The sequence below is a fragment of the Mesorhizobium sp. M7A.F.Ca.CA.002.04.1.1 genome (genome assembly GCF_004022805.1).
In the GTDB taxonomy this organism is placed as follows: domain Bacteria; phylum Pseudomonadota; class Alphaproteobacteria; order Rhizobiales; family Rhizobiaceae; genus Mesorhizobium; species Mesorhizobium ciceri.
On sequence record NZ_RZPL01000075.1, the window covers coordinates 1 to 12,356 of the forward strand.

Here is a 12,356-nt window from a genome sequence, read left to right on the forward strand (position 1 = left end):
TCGCAGAATTTCTGGGCGACGAGCGTTCCCTCGCGCGGGTCGGCCTTGTCGTCCTGCTGGTCATAGGCAATGGTGACGCCATTGACGCCGCCATCGGCGTTCAGCCTGTCGACGTAGAGCTTGAAGCCATTGTGCCAGGTGCTGCCGAAATAGGCCTGCGCGCCCGAGAGCGGCGCGGACATTCCGACGGTAATCTGCTCGGCCATGGCCGGCGCTGCAAAAAGCGAGGCGCCGAGAAGAAGTGTGGCGATAGATTTTTTCATCATGGTTCCCCTTAGCTGCTGACTACGACAGGGGAGGCCGTTGCGGTCTTCTTCCCCGTGTAAGCCCATCGAAGCAGACAAAGGGATCGTCGTCAAGAAAGTGTCGACACTATTGCGTTCAATTTTGTGCTCAGATATCGATTATGCGTCGCGAGCCCTTCGGCGACGCTTCAGCTCGGCGCCATTGTCGGGCGCGAAAACCTTGAGCAAGGCGTCCTTGAGCGCTTGCTGCGTGGCGGAGACGGTCATTTCGATATGTTCGCGCAACAGTTTCGCGCCGTTCTCGGCATCGCGCTTGACGGCAGCCTCGACGATGGCCGAATGGGAGGTGATCTGCGCCTTGTCATGCGAAGGATGTTCGATCTGGATGCGGCGGATGAAGCGGATGCGTGCATTGATGGAGCTGAGCTGGCCGACAAGTTCCGGATTTCCGGAGAGTTCGGCGATGAGCAGATGGAAGCCTTCGTCCTCGGCCAGGATGACATCCGGCGGCTGGTCCGGGTAGGCGTCGACGATCGCTTCCCAGTAGCTCCGCAGCCGGTCGATTTCGCTGTCGTCGGCGCGCTCGCACATCAGCTTGAAAGCAGCGCACTCGATGATCGAGCGGAACTCGTAGAGATCGAGCAGGCCCTCGGTGCTGAGGCTTCTGACGAAAAAGCCTCGATTGGGCGTGAGCGAAACGAAACCCTCGGAGGCGAGCCGGTTCAGCGCCTCGCGGATCGGTGTGCGCGAAAGGCCAAGGCCGCGCGAAAGCTGGACCTCGTTGATGCGCTCTCCGGGCTTCAGCTTGAATTCGACCAGGAGCTTGCGGATGGTGTTGTAGGCGCGTTCGCTGCTATCGGCAGCGCGGCGCGTCTCCGCTTCAGCGGCAAGGGACGGGTCGCTATCGGCACTGGTCTCGGCTCGTTCGGTCACGTCGGTTCTCATCTGATTTGTATGCAGGCTGTGTCGACACTTTGTAGAGCCGCCTTTCTTTCCCAACTTCGTGTGAATGGCAAGCAGCAGGTTCAAATCCGGGGGACAACAATGATTGTAGGCATTCTTGGGGTCGGGCATCTGGCGACGTCCATGCTGGCTGGGTTCTTGCGTTCCGGGCTTGATCCCGCGGCGATCGTGCTGTCGCCGCGGGGCAAGGCGGCGGCGCTCTCCGCCCGGCACGGTTTTCGGCTGGCAATCGACAATCGCGATCTCGTCGAACAGTCCGATGTCGTCATTGTTGCGGTGCGGCCCGTGCATGCGCCGGATGCGGTCGCTGGCCTGCCGTGGCGCACGGACCAAACAATGGTTTCGGTTTGCGCCGGCGTAGCGCTATCGCGGTTTGCTGTCGCGCCTGCGCGCGCGGTGCGCGCCATGCCGTTCACGGCTTCCGAAATCTGTGCCAGTCCGACGATCTATTTCCCCGACCTTGAGCAGGCGCGGGCGGTCCTCGACTGGCTTGGCCCCTCGATCGCTCTGGCCAGCGAAACGGACTTCGAGTTGGCGACGGTCAATGCCGCCATCTATGGCTGGGTGCAGGATCTGATCCGCAGGACGACTGAATGGTCGAGCGCGCGAGGTCTCGATCCGGCAATTGGCCGCCGGCTGACGGCGATGACGTTCGTGGCCGCCGGGCGGCTGATTGAGGAGAAAGACCAGCCGATGCATCAGATGCTCGAGGAGCTGGTGACACCGGGCGGCATCACCGAGCGGGGTCTGCAGGTGCTTTCGGCGCGCGGAGTGCCTGCGGCCTGGGAGGAGGCCTGCACGGCCGTGCTCGACAAATTGACCGAGCCGGACTGAGGCGCGGCGTCGCTGACGCCACGCATGCTCATCGTTGCGGCGCGGGCGGATAGGTATGGCCGCCGGGCGCCTGTTCGCTCGGCGCGACGGTCAGTTCGCTGATGTCGACATGATCCGGCATCCGCAGCGCGGTAGCAAGCACGGCGGCAATGTCGGCCGGGCCGAGCGGCCGCTGTTGCGAGTACATGCGCTTGCGCAAGCCCTCGCGGTCGCCGTCGAAGGCCTTCAGATAGAAATCCGTTTCCACACGGCCCGGGGCGATCTCGGTCAGCCGCACGCCGGTGCCCGCGAGATCATAGCGCAGGATGCGACCGGCCTGGGAAAGGCCGGCCTTGGCCGCACCGTAGGTCGTCGTGCCGGGAAAAACGCCGCTGGCTGCCGTGCTGGTCAGGTTGAAGATGTGGCCACGCTTGCGCGCGATCATGCCCGGCAGCAACATGCGGATGAGCTGCAAGGGTGCGGTGAGGTTCAGCGCCACCACCTCGGCTGTTTCCTCCGCGCTCTGTTCGTGCAGGGGGCGCACGGTCGCCAAACCGCCGGCATTGTTGACCAGGACATCGATTTCCGCCGCACCGAGCGCAGAAGCGATCGCCTCGTTGTCGCGCACATCGGCGACAAGCGGTTTCACGCGTGGCCCGAGCCTCTCCTGCAGGACCTGTAGCGCGCCACGGCTGCGCGCCAGCGCATGGACGGTCAATCCTTCCGCGATCAGGCTCTCGACGATCGCTGCGCCGATGCCTTTCGAGGCGCCGGTGACGAGGGCGGTGCGATAGGTCATGGCCATTCTCCGTGACGATTAGAGTGCACCGTGTGCGGCCACTGTTTTCAAAATGCCGACCAGGCCAGGCTCGCGCGCGGCCTTCAGATCCTCGTGGCTGCGCCCGCCTACCGCCGCATTTGTCGAAGCTGTGATCGAGCGGATGGTCTCGCTGTCAAGCTTTGCGTCGAGCAGCGTGTCCCAGATCGCCTGATAGGTCGGGCCATATTTGCGCAGGAAGTCCTCGATGCCATCGGCGTTGAGGCTGTTGGAGATGAACGAACCTTGCAGGGTCCATTTCGCGCCCGGCCCATACATGAAGGCACGATCCACGTCCTCGACCGAGGCGACGCCGTCTCGCACCAGAGCGATCGCCTCGCGCCACATGGCGCCCATCAGGCGCAAGGCGATATGGCCGGTCACCTCCCGGTTGAGCGTTACCGGCTTCTTGCCGATGGCTTCATAGATGGCGCGTGCGCGGGCGATCGCTTGTGGATCCGATGTCTTGCCGCCGACGATCTCGACCAGCGGCATCAGATGCGCTGGATTGAAGGGATGGCCGAGCACGACGCGGCCGGGCAGGCGGCACTCGCCCTGCATGTCGGACACCAGCAGGGCCGAGGAGGAGGAGGCGATGACGATCTCGTCACCGACATGATCTTCGATCTCGGCGAGCAGCCGGCGCTTGAGGGCCAGGTCTTCCGGACCGTTCTCCTGCACGAAATCGACGCCTTGGAGCGTCTCGGCGAGCGTCGGAAAAAGATGGATCTCGCCGGGCGAGGGCGAGGATCCCTTCAACGCGTCTAGGTCGGCCATGAGTGCAGGCAGCACCTCGTTGAAAGCCGCTTCGCGCCGCTCTGTCGGGTCGAACACGCGCACCGCGTGGCCGGCATGGGCAAAGCAAGCCGTCCAGCGCTGCCCGATGACGCCGAAACCGACAATGCCGATGGTCAGTTTTTCCATCATCCGGCCCTCCTGCCGTCAAGCGCAGCGCGGAAGGCCTCGTTGAGGTCGTTCCACGGGATGAGAAGATCGATCCAAGCGCCAACCCGCCCGGTAGCCAGGATCGCCTCGTCCATCAGCGCACCGAGCGGATAGTTGCCGTCCATCGCCGCCTTGAGCCGGAAAAGCAGGGCAGGCGTTTCCTCCATGTGGCAGAAATCGCGTAGCCGGGTCGCGGTCTTGTCGAGCGCGATTGCTGCCGCCTGGCGCAGCACCAATTCGTCCTTCCGGCCGCGCTCGGCGCGGATCCACCAGAGGAATTCGTGCAGCACCCGCGCTTCTGATTCCGCGGTGAAGACAGGCCCTGCCGGGTGCATGATGGCGCGTGACGCGGTGACCCGGCTGATGTCGGCGGGACAGAACACCCACAGCGCCTTGCGAGCGGCAATGATATCCTGTGGCAGCGACGATGGCGGCGAAGGCTCGGACACGCCGCCATCCGACCGGACAAGCGTGCCTTCCAGGATGCGGCGGCCCTGGTCCTGTTTCAGTGTCGCGGCAAGTTCGGCAATGCCTTCCACCGGCGCGTCGAGATGGCCGAGAACGGTGATCTCGGCATTCTCCGCCTGAAGCGGCGCGAAGGTGATTTCGAGGAACTGCCGCACCGGCCAGTAGATGAATGCGCCGGCGGTCGCGGAAAGCACATGCGTAGCACCCTCGATATCCTCGACGAAGGGAGCATGCCAATAGATATGGCTGCCGGCGATCTTCGGCGTGTGCAGCTGCAGACGCATCGGCAAGGCCGAAAGCAGCGCGCGGCGCGTGCGCTCGGCATCGCCAGTCAGGCGCAGCGGCCAGCTGCGCCCCTCGGTCGAGAAAGTCAGGTCCATCTTATTTTCCCGGATTGAAGAACGAGACGGGTTTGAGGATCTGGTTGCGCATGTCGAGCAGATAGTCGGTCTCGATCACCTTGCGCCGGTAGGCCTGCCATTCCGGGTCTGCCTCCATGCGGTCGCGCCGCTCCTCCCGGTCGGCAAGGCTTTCATATCTCCACAGATGCACGGTGCGCGAGAGGTCGCCGATATGCGTCTGGAAGAAGCCGAAGGGCTCGCCCAGATAATGCCGCTGCATCGGCAGGCCGACGTCCTCGTAGAGTTTGAGGAAATGCGACAGCTTGTTGGGGCGGGCGGTGTAGGTGCGATGGTCGAAGATCATATCGGCACTCCTTCTGACATTCTGTCGTGGCGCCCTTGACGCGGGCGTGATGGTCTTGCCGGCTCAGCCGGCACTTCGCACCGTATCGGCGATGAGCCGGGCGGTGAGCGCCGGTGCCTCGATCTGCGGTACATGGCCAACGCCATCGAGAAGATGAACGGCAGTGAAGCCCGGCGCGCGGGCCGCATGGGCGACCGGGATGACGCGATCGAGCCTGCCCCAGATGAGCCGCGTCGGGACGGCGAGTTCGCCAAGCGCGCCCGCGAGATCGAAACCCTGCGTGCCGTCCGGGAACAGGCTTTCGGCCATCGCAGTGAGCGCGTCGCGATTGCCGGTCTTTTCCAGCTGTCTGAGTGCGGCCTGCGCATAACCGACCGGCAGGGCCGAGGGGTCGCCGACCATGACCGCCAGCCATCGCTCAAGCGCCGGGACGGTTGTTGCGCGGGCGAGCCCGGCAAGGAAGCCCGCATTGATCTCGGGGCCGAGCCCGCCAGGGGCAAGGAGTGTGACAGAGCGTACCGTAAAACGGCCCAGTCGTGCGAGCGCCAGAGCCGCCGCGCCGCCGAGCGAATGGCCGACGAGATGGGCATTGCCGACGCCCATCCCCTCCAGCCGGTCGGAGAGGAGGAAGGCGATCTCCTCGATGATGCTTGCAGGTCTTGCCGCTTCCGTACCATGGCCGGGCAAGTCGAGGCTGATCGTCTCGATCCCCGGCCCGAGCAACGGGACAACCTGCCGCCACACGGAGCGATCCGCCCCGAAGCCGTGGATGAGGACCACCGGCACCGTCTGCCGGGCCGGCGCGGCGACAGGCGATGCCTGGACTGCGGCTGGCGCCCGCTGGCCTGCACCGTCCTGTTCGTTCGTGCGAGCGGCAAGGGTGGCATCGATGTCGCGCTTCTTGATCCGTCCGCGCGGCCCGCTTCCCGAAATGGCGGCAAGGTCGAGCCCGGCCGCGGCGGCAAGGCGCCGGGCAAGCGGGCTGGCGATCGGGCGGCTGCCAGGCTGCCGGATGGAGGAAGAGGCTTCGTCAGCCACAAGCTCGCGCGGATTGGCTGCCGCGGCGGCTGCTGTCGCCGGCCCGACCGAGGCTGGCTGGCCAGCCATCGGCTTCGCGTCCGCGATCGTGCCGAGCACGGCGCCCACCGGCGCTTCCTGTCCCTCGGCGAAGAAGATTTCGGCCAGCCAGCCGTCGCGGTCGGCTTCGATTTCGGTCGCGGCCTTGGCCGTCTCGACGGTGACGACCAGATCGCCGGCCTTGACCGGATCGCCTGGCTTCACCGCCCAGGCGATCACCAGCACGGCTTCCATGTATTCGCCGCCGGCGCTGTCGATGCTGATCGGATGGGTCGCCATCGCCGCCGCCTCCGTCACTTCAGCGTCTTCAGCGCGGCGGTGCGGATCTTCTCGGCACTTGGCAGCATCGCCGTTTCCAGCGGCTCGGAATAGGGGATCGGCATGTCCGGCAGCGTGACGCGCGCGACCGGCGCGTCCAGCTCGTCGAAGGCGTGATCCATGATCGTTGCCGAAAGCTCGGCGGCGTAGCCGCAAAAGCGCCAGCCCTCGTTGACCACCACGGCATGGTGCGTTTTCGCGATCGAGGCGACGATGGCGTTGACATCCAGCGGGCGCAGCGACCGGAGATCGACGATCTCGGCCGAAACACCGTCGGCTGCGAGAAGATCCGCGGCTTTCAGTGCCTCGACCACCATCTTGGAGGTGGCGAATATCGAGATATCGTTGCCTTCGCGCAGGGTTGCCGCCTTGCCGAGCGGCACGGTCACATCGCCTTCCGGCACCTCGCCGCGGGTGTTGTAGAGCAGCTTGTGCTCGAGGAAGACCACCGGCTGGTCGTCGCGGATCGCGGCCTTCAGCATGCCCTTGGCGTCGGCGGGCGTCGAAGGAGCAACGACCTTGATGCCGGGTATGTGGGCAAGCATGGAATCGAGCGACTTGGAGTGCTGCGCGCCGGCGCCGGCGCCGCCGCCGCCCTGCGTACGCAGCACGAACGGCATCTTGACCTGGCCGTTCCAGATGTAATTGTAGATCGATGCCTGGTTGACCAGCGCATCGAGCGTCAGCGGCACGAAATCCGCATACATGATTTCCAGCACCGGCCGCGTGCCGGTCATCGCGGCGGTCACGGCCATGGCGGTCAGCGCCTGTTCGGAGATCGGCGTGTCGCGCACCCGCGTTTCGCCGAATTCCTCCATCAGCCCTTTCGTCACCTTGAAGACGCCGCCATAGCGTCCGATGTCCTCGCCGAAGACGAAGACGGAGGGGTCGGCCTGCATCTCTTCGCGCAGTGCCGCATTGAGCGCTTCGGCATACCGCATCATGGCCATGTCAGTGTGCCTCGCTGTAGGGGTTGCAGGCTTCGTCGAGCGAGAATTCGGGCATCGGGTCGGAGAGGGCCGCCGCGAATGCCTCGTCGACCTCAGCTCTGGCCGCCACCTCGATTGCCGCGAGTTTCGCCTCGCCGACGTCGCCCAAAAGCGCCTTGCGCGAGACGAGCAACGGGTCACGTTCCTTCCAGGCCGCAATATCCTCCGGCTTCTGGTAACCGCCCATGTCGGAGGTGGAGAAACCTTCGACGCGGTAGGTCTTACATTCGACCATGCCTGGGCCTTCGCCGCGCCTGGCGCGCTCGACCATGGCCGACACGGCACGGTAGACAGCCACCGCGTCATTGCCGTCGACGATCTCGGCCGGCATCGCGTAGCCGGCGGCGCGGATCGACAGGTCCTCGACCGGCGACTGGACCTCGGAGGGAACGGTCAGGCCGAACTGGTTGTGTTCGAGCACGAAGACGACCGGCAATTTCCACAGCCCCGCCATGTTCATGGCTTCGTGGCAGATGCCGGTTTGCGCGGCGCCGTCGCCAAAGACGCACATGGCGACATTGCCGGTGCCGAGGATCTGCATCGACAGCGCCATGCCGGTGGCGGCTGGAATGCCCGCGCCGACAATGGCATTGCCGCCGATCACGCCCTTTTCGGCATCGGCCACCAGCATGTGGCCGGCGCGCCCGCCGCAGGCACCGGTGGCCCGCCCGAAGATCTCGGCCACCACCGGGTGCACGGCCATGCCCTTGCCGATATAGACCGCGTGGCCACGATGGGTGGTGGCGACCTTGTCGCCGGCCTCCAGCACGGCGGTCGCGGCGACGCCGACGGCTTCCTGGCCATCGCAGCGATGGATCGGACCGCGCGTGCGTCCTTCCTTGTGAAGCGCCCCAAGGCCCTCTTCGAGATGCCGCACCAGCAGCATCCGGCGATAGATTTCCAGATGTTGTTCGACGGAAGGAGTGTTTTTCACCGATATCCCCGAGTTCGTGCCGAAATTAAATACAAAAGTGTCGACACTTTGCAAGCGCTTCTGCAAGATAGGGCAAAACAAGTTTGTGAAAAGGGGATCGATCATGCGTTTGGAGGGCAAGGCGGCCATCGTCACCGGAGCCGGCGCCGGTATCGGCGCGGCCGTCACGGAACTGTTTGCGAAGGAGGGCGCGCGCGTTCTGGTCGTCGATCGCGACGGCGCGCGGGCCGGCGAGGTGGCCGGCAGGACCGGAGCGCTGGCCTGGGAGGCGGACGTCTCGGACGAAGTCTCCGTGGCGACGATGGTGCGCCGCGCGCAAGAGGCCTTCGGCCGGGTGGACATTCTGGTCAACAATGCCGGTTACGGCATACGCGGTTCGGTTGTCACCACCGCGGCGGCGGATTGGGACGCGCTCATGGCCGTGAACCTCAAGGGCGTCTTTCTCTGCTCCAAATATGTCATTCCCGTCATGGCCGCGGGCGGCGGCGGGGTGATCGTGAACACCGCTTCCAACGTGGCCCATGTCGGACTTGCCGATCGGGCGGCCTATGTCGCCTCCAAGGGCGGCGTCGCGGCGCTGACGCGTGCCATGGCGCTTGACCATGTTGCGGACAAGATCCGCGTCAACGCCGTGGCACCGGGTGTGACCTGGTCGAGCTATTTCGAAACCATGCTGGAAACCCATCCCGATCCTCAGGGGTTTGTCGCGGCATTGAACGCGCGCTCACCGATGAATCGCGTCGCGCAGCCGGTTGAAATCGCAAATGCAATCCTGTGGCTCGCCAGTGACGAATCCTCTTTCGCCACCGGCTCGATCCTGACGGTCGACGGCGGCATGACCGCCTGGTAAGGCACGCCCCTGTCGTTGCGTAAGACGAAGCCTGCCCGTTTCAGGCAACGGGCCGGATGGAACGCAGGGCACGCAGCATCTCGTCGAGGTCGGCGCAGGGCAGGCAGCCTAGGTCTGCTATATCCTTGGTCACGTCGACCGGCAGGCCCGAATTGGACTCCTTGGGCACTTCGTTCAATCGTCCGCCGATGAGCACCGGCAAGGCAAGTCCGCGTGCCGCCATCGCTGCTTTCACCGCCTGTGCATAACGCAGCGCCACGCCATTGTAAGTGCTGACGGCGATCGCATCGGCCCCGGTTTCGGCGGCGCGGGCGACGAGTGTTTCCGGGTCGACGGCCACACCGGCATCGGCGATGACGATGCCCAGGCCTTCAAGCGCCTGTTCGACGAGATATTTTCCGTGCTCATGCACGTCGGTCGTGCCGATGCAGACGGTCAGGGGTCTAGGGCTTTCCAGCGGCTTTTGCGTCGCGACCCAGGCGACGGCCTTGTGGTTGAGCTCGCGCGCCCATTCGGCATGGATCAGCGGCGTGCGTCCGCGGATGCCGTCCGCGCCCGGGCCGAACAGCGCCTCCATGCGCTTCGGCCCCATGCGGCGGATGGCGAACATCAGCGCGGCCGGGTCTTCGGTATCCACCCCGCGCTCGGCCAGCCCTTTCATGACGGCACCGGCAAAGCGACGCCCGCCTTCGACCAGCACATCGGCCATCGCCTCCACCCTGGCCCAGTCGAAGACGGGGTCGTAGAAGGGGGCGTGCAGCGTGAGCCGGTGCGCGAAGGTTTGTGCGTCGATGATCTCGTCGACATCGGGAATGCGCTGGTTCTCGGTTACCGGTACCGGATTGATCGCATGGCCGGAGGGCCATCGCCCGACAGCCAGTATGTCGGCCAGGAGATAACTCGCCAGGGTTGCGTAATTGCCTGCCGGGGTCGACTGGTAGGAAACGGTGTTGCCGAAGATCATGGTGCCCGGCGTATCGCTGACCCGCACCAGCGCGGCATGGAAGGCAGCGCGCGACAGTGGATCGCTGAAGTGGTGGCCGTAGCAATGGCCGAGCCGCGCGCCGATCAGATCCTCGACGATGTGCTTTTCGACCAGCACCATGCCGAGCGCGCAGGCCATGTCGATGAACAGCCCGGCGAAGCCGTCGTCGAGATTGGAATGGACAAGGATTTCGGCATCCTGCGCGGCAATCAGGCCGAGGGCGGTGACGGTCGCTTCGGTGGTCGCGACATCATCGTCCCAGTAGGGCAGCCGGAAGGTGAAATACTGCCCCAGATTGCCGATGGCCGTTGCACCGGCGGCGATGGCGGCGCGGGTGTTTTCCACCGCGCCCGGCAGGCCGAGCATGAAGTCGCCGAAATGCGCGGCAGCGGGCGCGGCGTTGGTGATGCGGGCGAAATCCTCGGGGCCGGTGAGCACGATGCCGGTGCCGCGCGCGGCCTTTGCACGCATGGCTTGGGGATAACCCATCGACCAGTCGAGGGTGATGCCGAAACGGTCGACCGTTACCCCTGCCTTGCGGCATTGCTCATGCACCTCGCCGATCGCGGCCACGGTGCGGTCGACGCTTCTGAAGCCGATATGGGCGTGCTGCATGACTCGCTTTTCGGCCGCTGCCTTGCGCTTCCATGCGGCTTCGGACGGCATCCCAGTCTCGGTCAGGAAGCGGCAGCTGCCGAGGCGCCAGTCGCGCGCCATGACGCGTCCTTCGGCGAGGAGCTCGGCGCCAGGCTTGAGGCGCGGGTCGAGGAGGGCGGGGCTGAGGTCAGCGATCATGATGCTTTGCGATCAAGGTGAGCTTCGACAATGAAACGGCGAATGATGGCGGCAAGACCTTCGGGGTCGGCGAGGGGGTGAAAATGCGCACCGGGAACTGAAACAAACCGGGCATCCGGTATTGCCGCAGCGATCGCCTCCGAAAGGGCTGGCGGTGTCAGGATATCGCCGGTGGCCGCAATCACTTGAACCGGGGTGTCGATGCGCGGCAGATCGGCAAGGCGATCATGGTCGAGCAGCATGCGCACGCGCGCAGCACTGACTGTCAGCGGCGCCAGGGTGTCAGGGGCGGCGGCGACGGCTGCGTCGAGTTCCCCGGCATGCGTTTCGAGGTAGGACGGTTCGTGGCAGAGCACATGGCCGAGGCGCTGATAGGTCTCGGCCAAGCCGGCCTCCAGCAGTTCGGCGCGAGCGCTGAAGAGCGTGCGGAAACGGCTGTCGGCTCGCGCCCAGGAACTGCTGATCGTATAGCTCAGGCCAAGTTCCGAATGATCGAGCGCCAGCACCTGCGCGATGGCGCCACCAGTGGAATGCCCGACAATATGGGCGGGACCGCCCGTCTGCGCCAGCAGGCCGGCAATGTCGCTGGCGATCAGGGGAATGGAATAGGGGCTTTCGGGGCGATCGCTGCGACCGGCGCCGCGATGGTCGGTGACGATGACGCGATGGTCGGCCTCGAGCAGGCGTACCACACCAGTCCAGAACCTTCCATCACCGCCGAGCCCGGAGATGAGGATGAGGCGTGGGCCGGCGCTGCCTGATGTCTCGTAGTGGATGCGGCAGCCATCGGCGGCGGTGAAGAAGGGCATCAGCTGAGGCCCTCCCTGTCGAGCAACTCGCCAAGCGCCGCGACGAGACTGAGCGCCGTGAGCATCGAGGTTTTCGGATTGTTGGGCGAGGGTGCGTTGACGAGGCGGAAGGAGGCGGTGCCGGCGGTGCTCTCGACCTCGATTTCATGCATGTTGCCGGCAGCTTTCGGATCGGCAACCACGCGCACTGTGACTTTGTCGATACCTGCAGCGAGCGCCACGGCGAAGGCGGCGTTGAGGTTTTTCGGATAGAGCTTTGCCGCTTGCGCCGGCGTGCCTTCGAAGAGGGATACCGCGTCGTGCTCGGCCGACAGGCCAAGAGTGGCAAGCTCGACTTCCCAAGCTGTCGGCGGCTTGCGCGAGGTGTAGCGCACCCGCGCCTCAGGAAGTGCGGCTATCGCCCTGAGATAGTCGAGACCGCCCAACGCGCCTGACGGCAGGACCAAGCGCGCGCCGCTATTGCGCGAAGCATCGGTCAGCCTCGCGGCAAGGATCGGATCGGCGAATGCACCGATCGAAGCGATGATGGTCGGGATGCCGGCTTCGAGAAGCGCGGGCACATAAGCGGCCACCGCCTCCTGGCTTGCCGCCTCCACCACCGCCCGGGGGCGCGGACCGATCAGCGCGTCAAGCTGCGTGACAG

14 protein-coding genes are annotated in these 12,356 nt (G+C 65.2%); 2 read left to right on the forward strand and 12 right to left on the reverse strand.

Annotation, left to right across the window (positions count from 1 at the left end; genetic code table 11):
- On the reverse strand, positions 1-263 hold a 263-nt coding region (locus tag ENZ75_RS06345; protein ID WP_164887743.1), incomplete at its 3' end, for an ABC transporter substrate-binding protein.
- 141 nt (positions 264-404) lie between these two features.
- The gene (locus ENZ75_RS06350; protein ID WP_063168746.1) at positions 405-1,178 is read right to left on the reverse strand and encodes a GntR family transcriptional regulator; all 774 of its coding nucleotides are present in this window, start codon (positions 1,176-1,178) and stop codon (positions 405-407) included.
- A 111-nt stretch (positions 1,179-1,289) separates the two neighbouring features.
- On the opposite strand from ENZ75_RS06350, the gene ENZ75_RS06355 reads away from it, so the two are divergent.
- A complete protein-coding gene (locus ENZ75_RS06355) occupies positions 1,290-2,042 on the forward strand; it encodes an NAD(P)-binding domain-containing protein (protein WP_063168745.1) in 753 nt (250 codons plus the stop codon).
- A gap of 28 nt (positions 2,043-2,070) precedes the next feature.
- Here the strand turns inward: ENZ75_RS06355 and ENZ75_RS06360 are convergent, their stop codons facing one another.
- From ENZ75_RS06360 to ENZ75_RS06390, 7 genes are all read right to left on the reverse strand, one after another.
- Positions 2,071-2,820, reverse strand: a complete 750-nt coding sequence (locus ENZ75_RS06360) for an SDR family oxidoreductase (RefSeq protein ID WP_063168744.1) — start codon at positions 2,818-2,820, stop codon at positions 2,071-2,073.
- An 18-nt stretch (positions 2,821-2,838) separates the two neighbouring features.
- Positions 2,839-3,765, reverse strand: coding sequence for a 3-hydroxyacyl-CoA dehydrogenase NAD-binding domain-containing protein (locus ENZ75_RS06365; protein WP_063168743.1), 927 nt, complete (start codon positions 3,763-3,765; stop codon positions 2,839-2,841).
- Entirely contained in the window at positions 3,762-4,631 is an 870-nt protein-coding gene (locus tag ENZ75_RS06370) for a hypothetical protein (RefSeq protein WP_063168742.1), read from the reverse strand. Before ENZ75_RS06370 ends, ENZ75_RS06365 begins: the two co-directional genes overlap by 4 nt.
- Before the next feature lies 1 nt (position 4,632).
- Entirely contained in the window at positions 4,633-4,956 is a 324-nt protein-coding gene (locus ENZ75_RS06375; protein WP_063168741.1) for an NIPSNAP family protein, read from the reverse strand.
- Positions 4,957-5,019: 63 nt separating this feature from the next.
- Positions 5,020-6,312 carry an alpha/beta fold hydrolase gene (locus ENZ75_RS06380; RefSeq protein ID WP_127224187.1) on the reverse strand — a complete coding sequence of 431 codons (1,293 nt, stop codon included), beginning with the start codon at positions 6,310-6,312 and terminating at the stop codon, positions 5,020-5,022.
- A gap of 14 nt (positions 6,313-6,326) precedes the next feature.
- Complete coding sequence (locus tag ENZ75_RS06385; RefSeq protein WP_063168739.1) at positions 6,327-7,301, reverse strand: alpha-ketoacid dehydrogenase subunit beta; 975 nt, start codon at positions 7,299-7,301, stop codon at positions 6,327-6,329.
- 1 nt (position 7,302) lies between these two features.
- A complete protein-coding gene (locus tag ENZ75_RS06390) occupies positions 7,303-8,274 on the reverse strand; it encodes a thiamine pyrophosphate-dependent dehydrogenase E1 component subunit alpha (RefSeq protein WP_158515799.1) in 972 nt (323 codons plus the stop codon).
- Positions 8,275-8,377: 103 nt separating this feature from the next.
- On the opposite strand from ENZ75_RS06390, the gene ENZ75_RS06395 reads away from it, so the two are divergent.
- On the forward strand, positions 8,378-9,124 hold the full coding sequence (locus ENZ75_RS06395; protein ID WP_063168737.1) for an SDR family oxidoreductase: 747 nt from the start codon (positions 8,378-8,380) through the stop codon (positions 9,122-9,124).
- A gap of 40 nt (positions 9,125-9,164) precedes the next feature.
- Here ENZ75_RS06395 and ENZ75_RS06400 read toward each other — a convergent pair whose 3' ends face one another.
- The 3 genes from ENZ75_RS06400 to ENZ75_RS06410 all read right to left on the reverse strand — a co-directional run.
- Positions 9,165-10,904, reverse strand: a complete 1,740-nt coding sequence (locus tag ENZ75_RS06400) for a cobalamin-dependent protein (RefSeq protein WP_063168736.1) — start codon at positions 10,902-10,904, stop codon at positions 9,165-9,167.
- A complete protein-coding gene (locus ENZ75_RS06405; RefSeq protein WP_063168735.1) occupies positions 10,901-11,713 on the reverse strand; it encodes an alpha/beta hydrolase in 813 nt (270 codons plus the stop codon). The genes ENZ75_RS06400 and ENZ75_RS06405 overlap by 4 nt, the downstream gene beginning before the upstream one ends.
- Positions 11,713-12,356, reverse strand: a 644-nt coding sequence (locus ENZ75_RS06410) for an aspartate dehydrogenase domain-containing protein (RefSeq protein ID WP_128277972.1), incomplete at its 5' end; no start/stop codon positions are given. The genes ENZ75_RS06410 and ENZ75_RS06405, both read right to left, overlap by 1 nt.

Excerpts from the sequence above, each read along its gene's own strand:
- ENZ75_RS06355 (WP_063168745.1), top strand. The coding sequence starts at position 1,290 with ATGATTGTAGGCATTCTTGGGGTCGGGCATCTGGCGACGTCCATGCTG.
- ENZ75_RS06360 (WP_063168744.1), bottom strand. The coding sequence starts at position 2,820 with ATGACCTATCGCACCGCCCTCGTCACCGGCGCCTCGAAAGGCATCGGC.
- ENZ75_RS06365 (WP_063168743.1), bottom strand. The coding sequence starts at position 3,765 with ATGATGGAAAAACTGACCATCGGCATTGTCGGTTTCGGCGTCATCGGG.
- ENZ75_RS06370 (WP_063168742.1), bottom strand. The coding sequence starts at position 4,631 with ATGGACCTGACTTTCTCGACCGAGGGGCGCAGCTGGCCGCTGCGCCTG.
- ENZ75_RS06375 (WP_063168741.1), bottom strand. The coding sequence starts at position 4,956 with ATGATCTTCGACCATCGCACCTACACCGCCCGCCCCAACAAGCTGTCG.
- ENZ75_RS06380 (WP_127224187.1), bottom strand. The coding sequence starts at position 6,312 with ATGGCGACCCATCCGATCAGCATCGACAGCGCCGGCGGCGAATACATG.
- ENZ75_RS06385 (WP_063168739.1), bottom strand. The coding sequence starts at position 7,301 with ATGGCCATGATGCGGTATGCCGAAGCGCTCAATGCGGCACTGCGCGAA.
- ENZ75_RS06395 (WP_063168737.1), top strand. The coding sequence starts at position 8,378 with ATGCGTTTGGAGGGCAAGGCGGCCATCGTCACCGGAGCCGGCGCCGGT.
- ENZ75_RS06400 (WP_063168736.1), bottom strand. The coding sequence starts at position 10,904 with ATGATCGCTGACCTCAGCCCCGCCCTCCTCGACCCGCGCCTCAAGCCT.
- ENZ75_RS06405 (WP_063168735.1), bottom strand. The coding sequence starts at position 11,713 with ATGCCCTTCTTCACCGCCGCCGATGGCTGCCGCATCCACTACGAGACA.